The 18,291-nt window shown below is 45.9% G+C and carries 19 protein-coding genes; 3 read left to right on the top strand and 16 right to left on the bottom strand.

Going from position 1 to position 18,291, the window contains the following annotated elements; translation table 11 throughout:
• Positions 1-157: 157 nt before the first annotated feature.
• Together AB4517_RS06725 and pomA are read right to left on the bottom strand one after the other, a co-directional pair.
• A complete protein-coding gene (locus AB4517_RS06725) occupies positions 158-1,105 on the bottom strand; it encodes a flagellar motor protein MotB (RefSeq protein WP_017060777.1) in 948 nt (315 codons plus the stop codon).
• A gap of 12 nt (positions 1,106-1,117) precedes the next feature.
• Positions 1,118-1,882: a flagellar motor protein PomA gene (gene pomA / locus AB4517_RS06720; protein ID WP_004734406.1), complete on the bottom strand. Its 765-nt coding sequence runs from the start codon at positions 1,880-1,882 to the stop codon at positions 1,118-1,120.
• Between the two features lie 298 nt (positions 1,883-2,180).
• Between pomA and xseB the strand changes: the two genes are divergently transcribed.
• Genes xseB through dxs form a run of 3 tightly spaced genes read left to right on the top strand, consistent with a single transcriptional unit; the run spans position 2,181 to position 5,233 of the window.
• A complete protein-coding gene (xseB, locus tag AB4517_RS06715; protein ID WP_004734405.1) occupies positions 2,181-2,423 on the top strand; it encodes an exodeoxyribonuclease VII small subunit in 243 nt (80 codons plus the stop codon).
• A 20-nt stretch (positions 2,424-2,443) separates the two neighbouring features.
• Entirely contained in the window at positions 2,444-3,328 is an 885-nt protein-coding gene (gene ispA, locus AB4517_RS06710) for a (2E,6E)-farnesyl diphosphate synthase (RefSeq protein ID WP_372148098.1), read from the top strand.
• Between the two features lie 21 nt (positions 3,329-3,349).
• Positions 3,350-5,233: a 1-deoxy-D-xylulose-5-phosphate synthase gene (dxs, locus tag AB4517_RS06705; RefSeq protein ID WP_017070488.1), complete on the top strand. Its 1,884-nt coding sequence runs from the start codon at positions 3,350-3,352 to the stop codon at positions 5,231-5,233.
• A 119-nt stretch (positions 5,234-5,352) separates the two neighbouring features.
• On the opposite strand, the gene pgpA is transcribed toward dxs, so the two are convergent.
• The 14 genes from pgpA to AB4517_RS06635 all read right to left on the bottom strand — a co-directional run bounded on the left by pgpA (position 5,353) and on the right by AB4517_RS06635 (position 18,145).
• Positions 5,353-5,859 (bottom strand): phosphatidylglycerophosphatase A, encoded by a 507-nt coding sequence (gene pgpA, locus AB4517_RS06700; protein WP_017060782.1) that lies wholly within the window; start codon positions 5,857-5,859, stop codon positions 5,353-5,355.
• Positions 5,859-6,833, bottom strand: coding sequence for a thiamine-phosphate kinase (thiL, locus tag AB4517_RS06695; protein ID WP_372148104.1), 975 nt, complete (start codon positions 6,831-6,833; stop codon positions 5,859-5,861). The genes pgpA and thiL overlap by 1 nt, the downstream gene beginning before the upstream one ends.
• Positions 6,834-6,947: 114 nt before the next feature.
• Positions 6,948-7,415 carry a transcription antitermination factor NusB gene (gene nusB, locus AB4517_RS06690; protein ID WP_004734399.1) on the bottom strand — a complete coding sequence of 156 codons (468 nt, stop codon included), beginning with the start codon at positions 7,413-7,415 and terminating at the stop codon, positions 6,948-6,950.
• A complete protein-coding gene (ribE, locus tag AB4517_RS06685) occupies positions 7,415-7,885 on the bottom strand; it encodes a 6,7-dimethyl-8-ribityllumazine synthase (RefSeq protein ID WP_004741508.1) in 471 nt (156 codons plus the stop codon). The genes nusB and ribE overlap by 1 nt, the downstream gene beginning before the upstream one ends.
• Before the next feature lie 295 nt (positions 7,886-8,180).
• A complete protein-coding gene (gene ribBA / locus AB4517_RS06680; RefSeq protein WP_048615539.1) occupies positions 8,181-9,290 on the bottom strand; it encodes a bifunctional 3,4-dihydroxy-2-butanone-4-phosphate synthase/GTP cyclohydrolase II in 1,110 nt (369 codons plus the stop codon).
• A 108-nt stretch (positions 9,291-9,398) separates the two neighbouring features.
• Positions 9,399-10,055: a riboflavin synthase gene (locus AB4517_RS06675; protein WP_010436361.1), complete on the bottom strand. Its 657-nt coding sequence runs from the start codon at positions 10,053-10,055 to the stop codon at positions 9,399-9,401.
• Between the two features lie 52 nt (positions 10,056-10,107).
• Positions 10,108-11,205: a bifunctional diaminohydroxyphosphoribosylaminopyrimidine deaminase/5-amino-6-(5-phosphoribosylamino)uracil reductase RibD gene (gene ribD, locus AB4517_RS06670; RefSeq protein WP_372148097.1), complete on the bottom strand. Its 1,098-nt coding sequence runs from the start codon at positions 11,203-11,205 to the stop codon at positions 10,108-10,110.
• A gap of 40 nt (positions 11,206-11,245) precedes the next feature.
• A complete protein-coding gene (gene nrdR / locus AB4517_RS06665) occupies positions 11,246-11,695 on the bottom strand; it encodes a transcriptional regulator NrdR (RefSeq protein WP_004734394.1) in 450 nt (149 codons plus the stop codon).
• A gap of 156 nt (positions 11,696-11,851) precedes the next feature.
• The gene (locus tag AB4517_RS06660; protein ID WP_050644922.1) at positions 11,852-13,102 is read right to left on the bottom strand and encodes a glutamate-5-semialdehyde dehydrogenase; all 1,251 of its coding nucleotides are present in this window, start codon (positions 13,100-13,102) and stop codon (positions 11,852-11,854) included.
• 66 nt (positions 13,103-13,168) lie between these two features.
• Complete coding sequence (gene proB / locus AB4517_RS06655) at positions 13,169-14,353, bottom strand: glutamate 5-kinase (RefSeq protein WP_012604650.1); 1,185 nt, start codon at positions 14,351-14,353, stop codon at positions 13,169-13,171.
• 76 nt (positions 14,354-14,429) lie between these two features.
• Entirely contained in the window at positions 14,430-14,819 is a 390-nt protein-coding gene (gene crl / locus AB4517_RS06650) for a sigma factor-binding protein Crl (RefSeq protein ID WP_017060787.1), read from the bottom strand.
• Between the two features lie 144 nt (positions 14,820-14,963).
• Positions 14,964-16,217, bottom strand: coding sequence for an esterase FrsA (gene frsA / locus AB4517_RS06645; RefSeq protein WP_017060788.1), 1,254 nt, complete (start codon positions 16,215-16,217; stop codon positions 14,964-14,966).
• Positions 16,218-16,306: 89 nt separating this feature from the next.
• Positions 16,307-16,771 (bottom strand): oxytetracycline resistance phosphoribosyltransferase domain-containing protein Tet(34), encoded by a 465-nt coding sequence (tet(34), locus tag AB4517_RS06640; RefSeq protein ID WP_009847475.1) that lies wholly within the window; start codon positions 16,769-16,771, stop codon positions 16,307-16,309.
• Positions 16,772-16,855: 84 nt separating this feature from the next.
• A complete protein-coding gene (locus AB4517_RS06635; protein WP_017060789.1) occupies positions 16,856-18,145 on the bottom strand; it encodes an NCS2 family permease in 1,290 nt (429 codons plus the stop codon).
• Positions 18,146-18,291 lie beyond the last annotated feature (146 nt).

Genomic DNA, 18,291 nt, shown 5'->3' with positions numbered 1-18,291 from the left:
ACCATCATTAAACCGCTTGTTATTAACAGTAGCAGGTTTCGAAACGACATAAATGCCGCAGAGAGAACCATTGAAGACCAGCAAACAAAAAGCCCAACCTCATTATAAGGTTGGGCTTTCGATGCTATCTGCATGCTACCGTGTGTACACGTATCGGCTATTCATTAATAACAGGCACTTCGTCACTGTAAAGCGGCTCGCCCTGCATGATGCTGATTTCAACGCGGCGGTTGAGGCTACGTTGCCATTCAGTATCGTTCGGCTCGACTGGCTCGGTATCCGCCATGCCGCGTACTCTCAAGCGTTGATGAGAGAAACCACGCACCTTTTCCATCTCTTGAGCAACAGACACTGCTCGCTGTGATGACAAGTCCCAATTAGAGCGATAAAGCTCGGAATCAAGACGTTGATTATCGGTGTGCCCTGAGATTCGAACGATACCCGGAACATCTTTCACCAACTCAGCAACCTGTCTCACCAAAGGTCGGAACTTAGGCTGTAGGAAAGCAGAACCCGATGGGAATGCACCCTTCTCACGAATTCGAATCACAATCTGTTGGCCTAGATTTTCCACCTCAATCGCGCCTTGGTCGATCTCTCGTTCCAACGCCTTCTTGATGCTTTCCATCAAGGTTTCCATCTCTTGAGATTGAGCTTCGGCTTGCTGTTGCTGTTGGTCTGACTCAGAGTTTTGATTGTCGTGAGTCGATACCTCTGGCGACTTGCCTCCGGTCATCTTGCCTTGGTCACGCATGGTACCGCCAGCGCGCTCAGATTCACCTTCATGAAATTCCAGCGTCTGCTGAGTGATATCTATCGTTTGCTGCATGATCACATCAATTGGCGTTGGCTCTGGGCGACCAGGGCGAAACTCTTGTGCAATGATGCTGGTCCCTTTCGGGATGTCTTTGACTTCTAGGCGGTTCTGCACACCAAATGCGAACTTCATCGAGCCAGCGATCTGCTTAAACTTCAGTACATCCATCTCAGAGAATGAGAGCAGCAGTACGAAGAAACACATCAGCAGTGACATCAAGTCAGCAAATGTCCCCATCCATTGAGGCAATCCCGGAGGAGGACATTTACATGGATTTTCTTCATCCATCTTCAACTCCTCTTACGCGGGTTCACCATCAATCGTGCGCTTACCTTCATTGAGGTAGCTCTTGAGGTAACCATCGATAACTCGTGGGTTCTGACCATCTTGAATCGCTAATACACCATCCATAACCAAACGACGGTTGAGTGTCTCTTGGTCACGACGCAGCGCAAGCTTGTCCGCAATTGGGAAGAACACCATGTTTGAAAGAATTGCACCGTACAGGGTCGTTAAAAGTGCTACCGCCATCGCAGGGCCGATCGCTTTTGGATCATCCATGTTAGAAAGCATGGCAACCAAGCCAACCAAGGTACCAATCATACCCATCGCGGGTGCTACATCACCAAATGCAGAGAACACCTTCGCGCCCTGCTCATGACGCTCTGTGGTTAATGCGATGTCTTTTTGCAGTGCAGCACGCACCACATCACCATCATGGCCATCTACCAATAGGTCGATGCCCTTTTGCATGAAACTGTTGCTGATTTCCATCTCTTCAAGTGCCAAGAAGCCACCTTTACGTGCTGCATCCGCCATCTCTACCACTTTAGCGATAAGATCTTCAGGTTCATCGGCCTTAAACATAAATGCTTTGCCAGCGATTTTGGTTGCTCCAAAGAATTGTCCCATGGTGAACTTCATTAGAACAACAAACGTTGAACCACCCACCACGATCAAAATGGATGTCGTGTCATAGAACATCCCGAGGCTTCCACCTAGGATCATTGCCATGATTACAAAGGCAAATCCACCAATCAAACCTATTAGGGTTGCTAAATCCACTGAGCACTCCTCATGCTTTTTTGTAGCTCTACGTCGACGATAATCTTTTTATCGGCCAGACTATAAGATCTTTTAGTAAATTCTTGGCCTAAATATCACACTTTTCGTTTTTGAATCACAATTATTGGCTTACTTTGCTCTTATCCTTAGCGCATAAACTCGATAAAGCTAAGGTTATTCAACCAAAGTGAGTTCAAGCCCCTTAAAAACGAACTTTCTAGCAAAATCTCTTGGTTACATTTGACCATCTCAGCAGCCTAGGGTAACGTTCGTTCATCTTTCCAAACGCAGATTTATTATGGCTACTAAGAAACCTGAAAATATGAGCTTTGAAGCGGCTATCGAAGAGCTTGATGGCTTGGTTGATCAACTAGAAAATGGTGATCTAGCTTTAGATGATGCGCTGAAAAAGTTCGAACGAGGCATCTCCCTCGCTCGTGCTGGTCAAAGTAAACTAAACGATGCTGAACAGCGTGTTAGCATCTTACTGCAAAATGATGAAAATGCAGAACTTAGTGACTTTAACCCACAACCAGAATAACGAATTGTATGAGATCCCCTATGATCGAGACTTTATTGTCTTATCAAGCACGTAATAACGAGCAACTGAACCTTTGGCTTGATCGCCTGCCACACCAAAATCAGAACCTTATCAACGCGATGCGTTATGGGTTACTTTTAGGCGGCAAACGCGCACGTCCATTTCTTGTCTACATTACAGGGGAAATGCTCGGCTGTACCGCTGAAGAACTCGACACTCCAGCTTCTGCAATCGAATGTATTCATGCCTATTCTCTGATTCACGACGACCTTCCAGCAATGGATGACGATGAACTTCGTCGTGGCCATCAGACTTGTCACATCAAATACGATGAAGCAACGGCAATTTTAACTGGCGATGCCCTACAAACTCTCGCGTTTACTATACTTGCGGAAGGCACATTAAGTGCTGACGGGGAAAGCAATCGCGTTCGAATGATTCAACGCCTAGCTGAAGCGTCTGGTGCACAAGGTATGTGCATTGGACAAGCTCTTGATATTGAAGCTGAAAACCGCTCTGTCACGCTAGAAGAGTTAGAAGAAGTTCACCGTAACAAGACTGGCGCTCTAATGAAGAGTGCGATTCGTTTAGGTGCTCTGGCTGCTGGCGAAAAAGCGTTTGAAGTGATGCCTCAATTAGATAAGTACGCCGATGCAATCGGGTTAGCCTTCCAAGTTCAGGATGATATTTTAGATATCATTAGCGATACCGAAACTTTGGGTAAACCACAGGGCTCTGACCAAGAATTGAACAAAAGCACCTACCCTTCTTTGTTAGGTTTAGAGGGCGCTCAAGAAAAAGCGCAAACTCTGCTACAGGAAGCGCTTCAAGCTTTGGCTGCAATCCCATACAATACCCAGTCACTCGAAGAGTTCGCCCGATACGTCATCGAGCGCAAGAACTAAGACAATAAGCGCGCATTACCTATGACTCTTGATATATCAAAGTACCCAACTCTTGCTTTGGCTGATAAGCCAGAGGATTTGCGTCTACTTCCAAAAGAGACGCTTACACAGCTTTGTGATGAATTACGTACCTATCTTCTTAACTCGGTGAGCCAGTCAAGTGGTCACTTAGCGTCAGGCTTAGGTACAGTAGAGCTGACAGTTGCTCTGCATTACGTGTACAACACGCCTTTTGACCAGTTGGTTTGGGATGTTGGTCACCAAGCATACCCGCACAAAATTCTTACAGGTCGTCGCGACCGCTTGTCGACTATCCGTCAAAAAGATGGACTGCACCCATTCCCATGGCGTCAAGAGAGCGAATACGACACTCTATCTGTTGGTCACTCTTCAACATCGATCAGCGCCGGACTTGGTATGGCGATCAGTGCGAAGAAAGAAGGTAAGAACCGTAAAGTCGTGAGTGTGATTGGTGATGGCGCGATTACCGCAGGTATGGCCTTCGAAGCCATGAACCACGCGGGCGATATTCACAATGACATGCTGGTTATCCTTAACGATAACGAGATGTCGATCTCTGAAAACGTCGGTGCTCTAAACAACCACCTCGCTCAAGTTCTTTCTGGCAGTCTTTACACGTCAATTCGTGAGGGTGGCAAGAAAGTGCTATCAGGCGTTCCGCCAATTAAAGAGCTCGTTCGTCGTACAGAAGAACATTTAAAAGGCATGGTTGTCCCTGGCACCATGTTTGAAGAGTTAGGCTTTAACTACATTGGTCCAATTGATGGTCACGATGTCAATGAGCTGATTAAAACGCTGAAGAACATGAGAGATCTAAAAGGTCCTCAGTTCCTGCATATCATGACGAAGAAAGGTAAAGGCTACGAGCCAGCTGAGAAAGATCCAATTGGCTACCATGGCGTACCTAAATTCGATCCTGCACATTCAAGTCTGCCTAAGAGCACCAGCTCTAAACCAACTTTCTCTAAGATTTTTGGTGACTTCCTGTGTGATATGGCGGCGCAAGATCCTAAGCTAATGGCGATCACGCCTGCAATGCGTGAAGGTTCTGGCATGGTGCGTTTCTCGAAAGAGTACCCAGAACAATACTTCGACGTAGCAATTGCTGAGCAGCATGCTGTGACCCTAGCAACGGGTATGGCGATTGCGGGTGATAAGCCGATTGTCGCTATCTACTCGACGTTCCTACAACGTGGCTACGATCAACTGATCCACGATGTGGCTATCATGGACTTACCGGTCATGTTCGCTATTGACCGTGCAGGTCTTGTCGGTGCTGATGGTCAAACACACCAAGGTGCGTTCGACTTAAGCTTTATGCGTTGTATTCCAAACATGGTGATCATGGCACCAAGCGACGAGAACGAATGTCGCCAAATGCTTTACACCGGTCACCAGCACACGGGTCCAAGTGCCGTTCGTTACCCTCGCGGTAATGGCATGGGTACTGAGATTCAAAGTGAGTTTACCGCTCTTGAGATTGGTAAAGGTCGTATCGTTCGCGAAAGCGAAAAAGCAAAAGATGGCTCGAAGGTCGCTATCCTAAGCTTCGGTACTTTCCTTGAGAGTGCACTTCAAACGGCTGATGCTATCGATGCTACAGTGGCAGATATGCGCTTTGTTAAGCCCCTCGACGAAGCTCTGATCAAACAACTTGCTGCTGACCACGATGTACTAGTGACTATCGAAGAAAACGCGATTGCAGGTGGTGCGGGTGCGGGTGTGATTGAATTCTTGATGCAAGAAAAACTACTGATGCCAGTATTGAACCTTGGCCTACCAGACAAGTTTATTGCTCAAGGTACTCAAGGTGAGCTGCATGAAGAGCTTGGCTTAGATGCGAAAGGGATTGAGAAGTCTATCACTGACTATCTTGCCAAGTAGCTTTAATACGTAAGCTCGTAAGCTCCGCAAACTAAAAAGGTTGGCCCTAGGGTCAACCTTTTTAGTATCTGCTAATTAGTTTGGTGTATCGCCAACTAAACCTTAGCCCTTCAGTTAACTCACACTAACCAACCTGCGAAATGTGCCACGGCATACAACGAAATAGCCGCCATAATACCCGCTACAATATCGTCAATCATGATACCCAAGCCGCCGTGAATTCGCGCATCTAGCCAACCAATCGGCCAAGGTTTTACCATGTCAAAGAAGCGGAAAAGCACAAAACCAGTCAGAAGCCATTTCCAGTCATCGGCAGGGATATTCAGCATAGGCACTAAGCTCATGGTGATCCAAAAGCCCGCAAACTCATCCCAAACGATAGAACCGTGATCATGCACGCCCATATCATCAGACGTTACTTGGCAGATCTTAATACCAATAATGCAGCTTACAACCACCACTGCAACGTAAGCAGGGAACGGTAGCTGAACCAACAATAAGTACAATGGAATAGACGCGAGCGTACCCATGGTGCCGGGAATAATAGGCGATAAGCCACTACCAAAACCTGTTGCTAAGAAATGCCAAGGGTTTTTAAGAGAAATAAGAGAAAGTGGGTTTGTCATCAATTAACCTTAAAGTGATCGTAACCAGTTAAGTTCCAACTCAGTGGTTCACCATTATTGTGTAATTCAAAATATTCTACAGGTCTTATCTGGCCAATGCAGGTGACTTTTGTGCCAGTGTGTGACAAAGCACTTTCCAATGACCCTTTATTCTCTTCCGGCACAGTAAAGCACAGTTCGTACTCTTCACCACTGGTGAGCGCATACTGTTGAGCCGAAGCGACATCAGAAGCAAACTGGCGTAGCTCTGGAGAGATAGGAAGGCAACTCACATCAATGCTTGCACCAACCTCTGAACGCTTCAGGATATGCTTTAGGTCAGCAATCACGCCGTCAGAGATATCAATAGCAGACGAAGCAAGATTAACGAGCGCCTGGCCCGCGAGCACTCGTGGAGAGCTGATGTAGTGTCTCTCTTCAAGCTCAAGTGCATAAGGCTTAGCTTTGTTCTGTTCGGGGTTAAGTAACACTTCGAGGCCAGCTTTACTGTCACCTAGGCTACCCGTTACGTAAATCCAGTCCCCCACTTTAGCGCCATCTCTACGCAGTGCTCGTCCTTCAGGAACAAAGCCCTGTACAGTCAATGTCAGGCTTAGTGGGCCTTTGGTGGTGTCACCACCAATTAACTGAATACCAAAGTAGTCTGCGAGTTTAAAAAAGGAGTCACAGAAGGGAGCAAGCCATGCTTCATCCACTTCAGGCATGGTTAAAGCAAAAGAGACCCAAGCAGGCGTCGCGCCCATTGCAGCAAGGTCACTGATATTGGAAGCCAACGCCTTGTGTGCCACCCAAGCTGGGTTCGCTTCCGCTAAGAAGTGAGTACCCGCAACTAAGGTGTCCGTGCTGATCGCTATCTCAACATTGCCCGGCGCTTTGACCAAAGCACAATCATCGCCAGCAGCCAGAAGAACGTCTTTACGTTGTGGTTGTCGATTTACAAAATATTTTTCAATCAGGTTAAATTCGCCAGACATCACATGCCCTATCTTTAGTCTCATAAAAATCGCCGTAATTATGGATATTACAGAAATTTAGTTACAAAAAAGGCCAGCATAAAAGCTGACCTTTAGATTCAATATACGAACGTCTTATTTCTTACGAACGTGCGGTGCAGCTTTATCAAGCACACCGTTAACAAACTTATGGCTGTCTTCTGCTGCAAATACTTTTGCAAGCTCGATAGCTTCGTTGATAACCACTTTGTATGGTACATCTTCGCGACGAGTCATCTCGTACATAGCTAAACGTAGAAGCGCTAGTTCCATCAGATCCAGATCTTGCATAGGGCGAGATACGAATGGACGAAGCTTGCTATCAAGTTCCATGTGGCTAAGAGCAACACCAGTTAGTAGGTCGCGGAAGTATGCAACGTCTGTTTCTGGCATAGCAAGAGCAGGCTCTGCAGCATGATGCTCTTCTTCATCATACTTACCACCAGATAAGAACTGTTCTTCAACGGTAGCAATATTTTCTTTAGTAATTTGCCAAGAATAAATTGCTTGTAGAGCAAATTGACGTGCGTTACGACGTGCGGCTGGTTTCACACTGGCCCCCATTAGGAATCGATTTCAGAAAGAACGTTGATCATCTCAAGTGCGCTAAGTGCTGCTTCTGCACCCTTATTACCAGCCTTGGTTCCTGCGCGTTCAATAGCTTGATCGATCGTATCAACAGTAAGAACACCAAACGCTACTGGAAGAGAATATTCCAGAGACACTTGTGCCAAACCTTTATTACATTCACTACAAACATAGTCAAAGTGAGGTGTACCGCCACGAATTACTGTACCAAGAGATACAATCGCATCGAACTTACCTGTTTTTGCAACGCGCTGCGCTACAAGTGGAAGTTCTACTGCACCAGGGCAACGAACAACAGTGATGTTGTCTTCGCTTACTTGTCCATGACGCTTTAAAGTATCGATTGCACCAGAAAGTAAACTTTCGTTAATAAAACTGTTGAAACGAGCAATAACGATAGCAATTTTTGCATTTGGCGCTGGGAAGCCACCCTCGATCACTTTCATAAGCCTTCCTTTAACTATTTTCATCAAGTGAGAATCGCCGGATTCTAGCACAAAACTGTGAGCAATATCTAATGGTAATTTAGAAGAACAGACACCGGCAATGTAAAGATGATAATGCAGCGCTGATCCCAAGCATATAGGAACAGCGAGTAACCAAGTTTGTGTGTTGAACACGTTTTGAGTCGGACTTGGCTACTTTGCTCTTTTGGCAAGATTTATCACCAAAAGAGCCACTGAAATCATCGGTAAATTATGTTGCTACAAACGGAGAAACGTCTGCTTGCTAACGCATGGTTTATTCGCAAACGTACTCAACAACGTTAAGGCCAAAACCACCCAATGCGTGGTAACGCTTAGTGCTTGAAGAAAGCAGACGCATATCGTGCACACCTAGATCTTGAAGAATCTGAGAACCGACACCAACACGACGCGAGGTACCCTGCTTCTTCGCCATAGTTGGCTGCTCGTTCTTGTCTTGCGCTTCGAATGTCTTCACTTTGTGAATCAAAGAATCAGACGACTCTTCGTTGCCAAGAATAACCAACACACCGCCTTCGTCGCCAATACGCTTCATCGCTTTATCTAGCGACCAGCTGCGTTCAGTACCACGGTCTGAATGAAGCAGATCGGTGAACGTGTCATGCAGGTGAACACGTACCAAAGGAGCACCTTCAGATAGGTCGCCTTTTTGCATCGCGTAGTGGATCTGGTTATCAATTGTATCGCGGTAAGTCACAAGCTCGAAATCACCAAATTCAGTTGGCAAATGGCATTGTGCTACACGCTCAATCGTTGTTTCTGTGTTGTTGCGGTATTCAATCAAGTCTGCAATGGTGCCTAGCTTGATGTCGTGTTTTTCAGCAAACACTTCAAGGTCAGGGCGACGAGCCATAGTACCGTCGTCGTTTAGGATCTCAACGATAACCGATGCTGGCTCACAGCCTGCTAGACGAGCTAAATCACAACCTGCTTCTGTGTGTCCTGCGCGAGTCAGAACACCGCCATCTTGCGCTGTCAGTGGGAAAATATGACCAGGTTGAACAAGATCAGCCGCTTTCGCATCTTTCGCCACTGCCGCTTGAACCGTCACTGCACGGTCTGATGCAGAGATACCCGTCGTTACACCCTCTGCCGCTTCAATCGAAACCGTAAAGTTGGTGGTGTACTGTGCATTGTTGTCTTGAACCATAGGCGCTAGACCCATACGGCTTGAACGCTCTTTGGTCAGCGTCAGACAGATTAAGCCGCGGCCATACATCGCCATGAAGTTAATCGCTTCTGGCGTGACATGTTCTGCTGCCATGATCAGATCGCCTTCATTCTCGCGATCTTCATCATCCATCAGGATAACCATTTTTCCTAGGCGAATGTCTTCAATAATTTCTTGAGGAGTACTAATTGGCATTGTTCTATATCCTTTGAAATGGTTCTGCTTCCTAGAACCGACACTATTTAAACCTGATGATATTGCTTCGCTTTACAAAGTCTCGCTTAACGTACTTTGTATCAACGGTTAGGCAAAACCATTCTGCTGTAAGAATTCCATCGTTAATCGAGATTCAGGCTCAGACTCTTGTTGCTGACCTTGCAGTAAACGCTCCATGTAACGCGCTAATACATCAACTTCTAGATTCACTTTACGACCGACATTGAATTGGTCGATGGTGGTTTCTGAAGAAGTGTGAGGGACGATAGTCAGCTTGAATGCGTTCTTACGTAAATCGTTCACAGTCAGGCTGATGCCATCAACTGTTACTGAACCTTTTTGAGCCACGTATTTTGAGATTTCTGCTGGCATTTCCACCCAGAATTCAATCGCACGACCGACTTGATTACGTTCAACAATCTCACCCACGCCATCCACGTGACCCGATACGATATGACCACCGAAACGAGTCGTCGGTAGCATCGCTTTCTCAAGGTTAACTTTATCGCCCGCTTGGTAATCGACAAAACCCGTTTTTTTCAGGGTCTCAAGCGAAAGGTCTGCACTGTAGCTGTGGTCGTTATACTCAACAACTGTCAAACACACACCATTGGTAGCGATACTGTCGCCTAACTTAACGTCAGCCATATCAAGCTTACCAACATTAACCGTTACGGTGATGTCTTCTCCGCGGGGAGTGATTGCACTCAATGTACCTACGGCTTCTACAATTCCTGTAAACATTTTAAAACTCTTTTTGTTGTCAACGACACGTATGCAGTTGGAGTAACTATTTCTACTGTGGTTTCGTTACTGTCGGTTGCGTTACTACGGGTTTCGCAACGATGCGAATATCCACACCAACCTGTCGAACATCTTTAATTTCTAGGTCAATAACGTCAGACATTGAAGTGAGCCCTAATGCGCCCATCAAACCTCGTCCATCACTGCCCATAAGTTTAGGTGCTAAATAGAGGATTAGCTCATCCACCAGCTGTTCTTCAATCAAGCTTTTTGCCAATGTCGCGCCCGCTTCGACCCAAATATGGTCGATATGATTGGCAGGTAATTGACGCATCAGATCGTGCAAATCGAGCTGACCAGCATCTGTAGTTGCGACTTCAATATCAGCAGACGCTTCGGCAACTCTCAACACGGATGTTGGAGTCTGGAATAACTTGAGTTCAGGACGCAGTTGGTTTTGACGATCAAGAATCACGCGAATCGGCTGACGCAGCTCGTCTTCAGCGTAATGACCTTTGATACTGCTTGGCAACTCTGCCCAACGAACATTCAACGACGCGTTGTCTTCAATCACCGTCTGGCTAGTTGACAACACAGCGCCTGATTTTGCTCGGTAGTTCTGAACATCACGACGTGCTTCTGGCGATGTGATCCACTGGCTTTGGCCATTTTCCAATGCCGTTTGCCCATCAAGGCTAGCGGCCATCTTTAACTGAACGAATGGCATGCCAGTTTGCATACGCTTGATAAATGCAGGGTTCAAGTCGAGAGCGTCTTGCTCTAGCAAACCGATTTCAACCTCAATACCCGCATCGCGTAGCATTTTGATACCACGACCTGCGACTTTTGGGTTTGGGTCCTGCATGGCACAAATCACTTTGGCTACTTGAGCCTTAATCAAACCTTCAGCACAAGGCGGCGTTCGACCGTAATGAGAACAAGGCTCTAGCGTGACATAAGCCGTCGCACCTTTTGCTTTGTCGCCTGCCATTCGCATGGCATGTACTTCAGCATGAGGTTCGCCAGCTTTGGCATGAAAACCTTCACCAACGATCTGACCGTCGGTTTGTACAATGACACAACCCACATTAGGGTTTGGCGCAGTAGTGTAAATGCCGCGTTTTGCTAACTGAATAGCACGCGACATCATTTGAAAATCTAGGGGAGTAAAGTTTGACATGATTGAGGAGTTAATCCTCTAATTTAGCGATTTCTTCGCCAAACTCTCGGATGTCTTCAAAGCTGCGGTAAACAGAGGCAAAACGAATGTACGCCACTTTATCCAATTCTTTCAATTGGCCCATCACAAGATTACCAATCATCTCGCTTGGTACTTCACGCTCACCAGTTGCACGGAGTTGTGACTTAATCGTACTGATCGCAAGTTCAATCGCGTCAGCACTCACTGGGCGTTTTTCTAGGGCGCGCTGTACACCACCCACCATTTTATCTTCATTAAATGGTTCGCGGTTTCCATTCGACTTTATGACTTTAGGCATCACAAGTTCTGCCGATTCGAACGTAGTAAAACGTTCACTACATGCAAGGCATTGACGGCGACGACGAACCTGATGGCCATCGGCTACCAGTCTTGAATCGATTACTTTAGTGTCGTTCTCTGAACAAAAAGGACAATGCATATCACCTCCAAATAATTGAATATCAGTGTAACGGAATTGCCAAACGTTAGGAAAGAAAAAGGGCCAATTAAGGCCCTTTTGTGTGGTGATTCATTGATTATTGCTACTCGACCGCCATTTCAAAAATGAGCTGAGGAGTAAAATTAACGACCAGCGTTAACCGCGGACTAAATAGTTCGCTTTACCTACCCATTTGTAGCTTGTCAGCTCTTCTAAGCCCATTGGGCCGCGAGCATGCAATTTCTGAGTAGACACGGCAACTTCAGCACCTAAACCAAACTGTGCGCCATCAGTGAAACGTGTTGATGCATTCACATAAACCGCTGCAGAACCAACAGAGTTAATGAAACGCTCTGAGCTCTCTAAGCTATTGGTCATAATCGCATCTGAATGACTCGCGTTGTGTACACGCATGTGGTCAATCGCTTCTGCCACATCCGCTACCACTTTCACGCCTAGCGTGTAGCTTAGCCATTCAGTGTCAAAGTCGCCTTCAACCGCATCACGTTGGTCTTCAAAACCCGCTAGCAGCGATTTTGCACTGGTATCAGCAACTAAGGTTACCTTGCCGGCTAAACGCTGTTTCAGCTTAGTTAGGAAAGCTTCAGCAACCGCTTCATGCACTAGCAGTGTATCTAACGAGTTACACGCCGATGGACGTTGAACTTTTGAGTTTTCGACCACATCGACAGATTTCTCAAGATCAGCGCTTTCATCAACGAAGATATGACTGATACCAAAGCCGCCGATGATTACTGGGATGGTGCTGTTCTCTTTACACATCTTGTGCAGACCAGCGCCGCCACGAGGAATGATCATATCCACGTAGTCGTCCAGTTTAAGCAGTTGAGAAACGAGTTCACGATCAGGCTTCTCGATGTACTGAACAGAAGCGGCTGGAAGCTCCGCTTTCTCTAATGCAGACTGGATAACCTTAACCAGTTCCATGTTCGAGAAAAACGTCTCTTTACCACCACGTAGAATGCTTGCGTTACCTGTCTTCAGACACAGAGCTGCAATATCGATGGTTACGTTCGGACGCGCTTCATAGATAACACCCACCACACCAAGTGGCACGCGGCGGCGAGACAGTGACATACCGTTTTCTAGTACTTTGCTGTCAATTTCGCTGCCAACTGGGTCATTCAGGCTAATCACGTTACGAACATCGTTAGCGATACCGGTTAAGCGCTCTTCGTTAAGAAGTAGACGATCGAGCAGTGCGTCAGTTAAACCCGCTTCACGGCCAAGTTCGATATCTTTCGCATTCGCTTCTAAAATCGTTGCTGCGTTTGCTTCTAGCTCATCAGCGATGATCGCCAATGCTTTATTCTTTTGCGCCGTAGATGCGGTCGCTAGGTGGAAAGCAGCGTCTTTTGCTGCGATACCCATGTTAGTTAAATCCACGTTTAACTCTCCCTAAATTCTGTCTGTCTTTGGATGCAAAAAGGCGATTCGCCTTATCATCACGAGCTATTCTTGGATTACAACAAGGTCGTCACGGTGAATGACTTCTGACCCATAATCGTATCCAAGGATGTCGCCAATATCTTTACTGTGCTTGCCTGCAATTTTTGCTAGGTCTTGGCTTGAATAACTGGCGATACCACGCGCAATTACTTTGCCTTTGCTGTCTGTGACTTGGGTAACTTCACCACGAGAGAATTCGCCTTTAACTCGAACAACCCCTTTCGCCAACAAGCTGCTGCCTTTGGTGTTGACTGCGTTTACTGCGCCGTCGTCAACCACGATGTCACCTGCTGAAGCAGGGCCCGCTAAAATCCAGCGTTTACGGTTTTCAAGCGCTTCCGCTAAAGGCAAGAAACGTGTGCCTTGTGGGTTATCACTCAGTGAATCAAACACCACATTTTCAGCACTGCCCGCAGCAATAATCACTTCGATGCCTGCGCGACGAGCAATGTCAGCCGCCTGCAGTTTTGTCGCCATGCCGCCAGTACCCAACGTAGTACCGCTGCCACCTGCGATCTTACGCAGCGTGTCATCAATGGTTTTCACTTCTTTGATGAGCTCAGCATTTGGATCTTTACGAGGGTCAGCCGTAAACAGGCCTTTTTGGTCTGTTAGTAGCAAAAGCTTATCAGCACCGCACAAAATACCCACTAAGGCCGACAAGTTATCATTGTCGCCCACTTTAATTTCGTTGGTTGCTACTGCGTCGTTTTCGTTTACTACCGGAATAATATCGTGCTCAACCAGTGCGTTGATCGTGTCACGTGCATTAAGAAAACGCTCGCGATCATCGAGATCAGCACGAGTCAGTAGCATCTGGCCAATCTTAAGGCCATAGATAGCAAACAAAGACTCCCAAACTTGAATCAACTGACTTTGCCCAACTGCCGCAAGCAACTGTTTGCTCGCCATTGAGTTGGGAAGTGCGGGGTAACCAAGGTGCTCACGTCCTGCTGCAATTGCACCAGACGAAACCATAACCACAGAGTGGCCTTGTTTTTTTAATTCAGCACATTGACGAACCAGCTCAACCATATGAGCGCGGTCTAATGCCAATGTTCCACCAGTTAAGACACTGGTACCCAGTTTAACAACGACAGTTTTACGCTGTGTTGTTGTCCCGCTTTGATGATTTGTTGTCATGAAGTCTTTTATGGATAAAACAAATAAGAGGTGATGTTTTAGCAATCAAAAGGGGAATTCACAAGCAGAAAAGGTGCGAAATCGCACCTTTTTGCTTTATATAGAAGAGTAACCTTTAAAATTAGACGAATTCGACAGACTCTTCGTCTAATTGGATACTGATTTCAAACTTACTTTGAAGTTCATCAACCAGTTTCTTGTGGAAGGCTTCTTGAGTTCGAGAGACCTCAGCGACCGCCTTTTTAGGTAACGGCAAAGAATCCCAGTTACCATCGATGTTGTACTTGCCGATATTGTACTTCGCCGAATATCCCTCTTCCGACTTATCCAATTCCAGCCACCAGCCCCAGAACTCGCGTTCTTCTGGTGATTTTTTATCGTTCACACATACAGACAAGCAATCAAAGATATAGTGGCCTTCTTCTGATTGCGGTTCCCTTAAGTAAGGCCCGATCGCCTTTAAAACATTCAACAAGCGGTAATGCGTAGGTTGTTGTGTCACTTCTGACATATTGAATCTCCATTTTCAATGTTAAGAATGACGTTACTCAGACTGTTATACGTAGAAACTACGCATTTGGATTTTATAAATGACCTCTGAGTATCAGGTACTTAGTTTGTACATTTTTCATGCTTAACTAATTTAGGAGAAATGTCATCTAAATAATTCATCCTCAAGCCACTTTATCGCCAATTCGAGGGATTGCTCATAACCTTGTGTAATTGACTTAGCTTTGATTTTCTTCGCTTTTCCGTAATCACTGTAAATAGCAACCAGTTGATTATCCATTGGCGGTGAAACCGGGTCGCCTTCCAGAGCCAATGCCAAGATAGGAACACTGGTTTTACTGTTTGACAGCAAACCTTGTACCTTGAGTGACCACGCCATCAACTGCCCAGAAAGGCTATTGATATCGACCGCCCCTTTACCAAGGCGCGAAGCCAACACATCTAGATGCATTTTAGGCATCTGCTTAAGTTTGTCTGCATGAACAAAGATATCGTGAATTGGCGCGCCTAAAGAAATACACGCTTTAATCTTATGTTGCTCGAGGAAAGATAATCTCACCATCGCATTGCCACCGAAGCGGAAACCAAACAAGCCGACTTTGTGGTGATCGACCCATGGGATGTTAGGCAATTCATTCAGCACTGCTTGGTGAAGACAAGATGAGTCTTCTGTTAACGGCCAATGTGCACTGTGCCCTATTGATGGCATGTCTACCGTTAACATAGCAATGTTCTTAGGTGCTAAATAATCCCTAAACAGGCGCCACATATCGGTTTGCAAGCTATCTAGACCCGCGCTGACAATCACAACCGGTTGTGGTTTATCTGTCTTGGTTAGATGCAAGTTCGCTTTGATCTTCTTGTTTTGGTATGGAATATCAATCTGCTTGACGATCAACTTAGTGTGCTTGATCGCTTCAGAATACGCTGCGTTGGCCAACACTTGAGCCTGAGCTGCCAAGTTGTCGTTCTTGAGGTGTGGGTAACCCGCAATACTGAAGCACAACGATGCGGAAAATAGCTCTTCAGCCATCTCTTCACCATTCTTCTCATTAGAACGATTTTGATGCTGCATACCCAGCTTGGTCCATTCGTATGCCCAGTTACCACTTCGGTAACCCATGACCGTATCAAGCCACTCATCGGTTGTACGAGAGTTATCTGATGACGCGATGCGAGCCAATACCGCTTCCTGCTCTATTGGATTAACGCCTTGCCATACCCACTGAAGACGTCTTAGGTTTCGATACCATGATGAGTTTTGCTGTTCACGCTTCTCATCCAATAACGCTTCAGAGCTTGGCATGTATTGTGTCAACATTGAGGTCTCTTTCGCTTGCTTGTGCTTTACAAACAAAGTTTCCGAAAGGTTCGAGCTCGTTTCTTCTGGTTCAGACATTGGGATACTTAATAAGAAATGGTTGTCACTAATAATATAAAAAAAAATGACCCTATAAAGGGTCATTTCTCAAAAAACTTAGTTTACGCTTATTTTGACTTGCGATTTACTGGCTCAACGTAGCTTAGGCTAGTATCCCAAGGTTGCTCAATCCATGTGTCTTGAGCGATATCAACAATGTACTCGTCTAGCAAATCAGCACCAGATGGTTTTGCACATACAGCGATCAGTTTCGCTTTAGGGTACATTTCGCGAAGCTTGCGTGCAGTGTCACCACTATCAACCAAGTCTTCAACGATTAGGAAGCCTTCGCCGTCACCTTCAGGTGCTTTAACTACTGTCATATCACGTTGGTGATCGTGGTCGTAGCTAGAAATACAAATCGTATCTACGTGACGAATACCTAGCTCACGAGCCAAGATTGCACCAGGAACCAAACCACCACGGCTTACTGCCCAGATGCCTTTCCACTGCTCTGCTGGCATTTGCTTTTCAGCAAGTTGACGGCAGTAAGTCTGCATGTTGTCCCAAGTGATAACGAATTTGTTGCTCATAGTATAAAACCTAATAATTTTGTCATGTTATTAGAGGCTATCTCAAACATAGCCTCTTCAGCGATTAAGCAGAAATCTAGACGATTAAGCGAAAATGTATTTAAGAATAAAGATAGCCGACATTACCCACACAGCAGGTGAAACGTCGCGACCTTTACCACTTAGCAGCTTAATTGCAGCGTAAGCGATGAAACCTAGTGAGATACCCTCAGCGATAGAGTACGTCAGCGGCATAAGCAGACATGTTACCACGACTGGTGCTGCTTCCGTAAGATCACGCCAATCAATGCCAACTAGGCCAGACATCATCAGAATTGCTACATAGAAAAGTGCACCTGATGTTGCGTAAGCCGGAATCATGCCTGCAAGTGGCGAGAAGAAAAGAGCCAATAGGAATAAGATACCAACAACAACAGCCGTTAGACCGGTACGGCCGCCTTCAGCAACACCCGCAACACTCTCAACATAAGACGTTGTGTTTGATGTACCTAGCAATGCACCAATAGATGTTGCTGTAGAGTCAGCAAGCAATGCTTTGTTCAAACGAGGTAGTTTGCCGTCTTCTTTGATTAGGTTTGCTTTCGTTGCAACACCAACCAAGGTACCCGCTGTATCGAACAAATCGACGAACAAGAATGCGAATACCACTGAAATCATACCGATTTCAAATACAGCAGAGAAATCAAGCTGCATGAATGTAGGAGCAAGGCTTGGTGGTGTAGACATGATGCCGCCGTATTGAACGTCACCAATAACAATGCCAAGAGCTGTGATAGCTAGAATCGCAATCATTACTGCGCCTTTCACGCCACGGTGAACAAGAGCAATCGTTAGGAAGAAACCAAGTGAGCCTAGGATAGGAGCAATCGCGGTAATGTCGCCCAGTGAAACTTTAGTTGCTGGGTTAGAAACAACGATGCCTGCATTGCTAAGAGCAATAAACGCTAGGAAAAGACCGATACCTGCAGAGATACCAACACGCAGAGACATAGGGATCGAATTGATAATCCATTCACGGATCTTAAAGATGCTTAAGAAGATGAAGATTACGCCTGATACGAAAACCGCTGCCAGAGCAACTTGCCACGTATAACCCATACCCATTACAACAGCGTAGGTAAAGAATGCGTTCAAACCCATACCTGGAGCTTGAGCAATTGGGTAGTTAGCAACAAAGCCCATGATGAAACAGCCAATAGCAGCCGCTAAACAGGTTGCTACAAATACAGCGCCATGGTCCATACCAGCATCAGCTAGAATCATTGGGTTTACAAAAATGATGTAAGCCATTGTTAGGAAGGTTGTTAGACCTGCGATGATTTCAGTGCGCACATTGGTGCCATTTTCACTGAGTTTGAATAGCTTTTCGAACATTATCGAATCCTATAAGGGTAAAAAGTAAACGGTTGCGTAATCGATTGGCTGTGGATTATAAAGTTATCAAATAACAAATTCCAGATAGAATTAAGGCTCTAATCGATATTTATCAGAATGCCGTATGAAACAAAGCGATTAAAAAT

It is taken from the genome of Vibrio sp. 10N.222.52.C3 (assembly GCF_041474195.1).
Classification (GTDB): Bacteria; Pseudomonadota; Gammaproteobacteria; order Enterobacterales; family Vibrionaceae; genus Vibrio; species Vibrio crassostreae_C.
The sequence above is the reverse complement of the archived record's forward strand: the minus strand, read 5'-3'. Positions and strand labels throughout refer to the sequence as shown.

Bases quoted from the DNA above. Each gene is read 5' to 3' on its own strand.
- nrdR (WP_004734394.1), bottom strand. From the start codon at position 11,695: ATGCATTGTCCTTTTTGTTCAGAGAACGACACTAAAGTAATCGATTCA.
- nusB (WP_004734399.1), bottom strand. From the start codon at position 7,415: ATGGGGGCCAGTGTGAAACCAGCCGCACGTCGTAACGCACGTCAATTT.
- xseB (WP_004734405.1), top strand. From the start codon at position 2,181: ATGGCTACTAAGAAACCTGAAAATATGAGCTTTGAAGCGGCTATCGAA.
- AB4517_RS06675 (WP_010436361.1), bottom strand. From the start codon at position 10,055: ATGTTTACAGGAATTGTAGAAGCCGTAGGTACATTGAGTGCAATCACT.
- ribD (WP_372148097.1), bottom strand. From the start codon at position 11,205: ATGATGTCGCGTGCTATTCAGTTAGCAAAACGCGGCATTTACACTACT.
- thiL (WP_372148104.1), bottom strand. From the start codon at position 6,833: ATGTCTGGCGAATTTAACCTGATTGAAAAATATTTTGTAAATCGACAA.
- AB4517_RS06635 (WP_017060789.1), bottom strand. From the start codon at position 18,145: ATGTTCGAAAAGCTATTCAAACTCAGTGAAAATGGCACCAATGTGCGC.
- dxs (WP_017070488.1), top strand. From the start codon at position 3,350: ATGACTCTTGATATATCAAAGTACCCAACTCTTGCTTTGGCTGATAAG.
- ispA (WP_372148098.1), top strand. From the start codon at position 2,444: ATGATCGAGACTTTATTGTCTTATCAAGCACGTAATAACGAGCAACTG.
- ribE (WP_004741508.1), bottom strand. From the start codon at position 7,885: ATGAAAGTGATCGAGGGTGGCTTCCCAGCGCCAAATGCAAAAATTGCT.
- AB4517_RS06725 (WP_017060777.1), bottom strand. From the start codon at position 1,105: ATGGATGAAGAAAATCCATGTAAATGTCCTCCTCCGGGATTGCCTCAA.
- crl (WP_017060787.1), bottom strand. From the start codon at position 14,819: ATGTCAGAAGTGACACAACAACCTACGCATTACCGCTTGTTGAATGTT.
- frsA (WP_017060788.1), bottom strand. From the start codon at position 16,217: ATGTCTGAACCAGAAGAAACGAGCTCGAACCTTTCGGAAACTTTGTTT.
- ribBA (WP_048615539.1), bottom strand. From the start codon at position 9,290: ATGCCAATTAGTACTCCTCAAGAAATTATTGAAGACATTCGCCTAGGA.
- pgpA (WP_017060782.1), bottom strand. From the start codon at position 5,859: ATGACAAACCCACTTTCTCTTATTTCTCTTAAAAACCCTTGGCATTTC.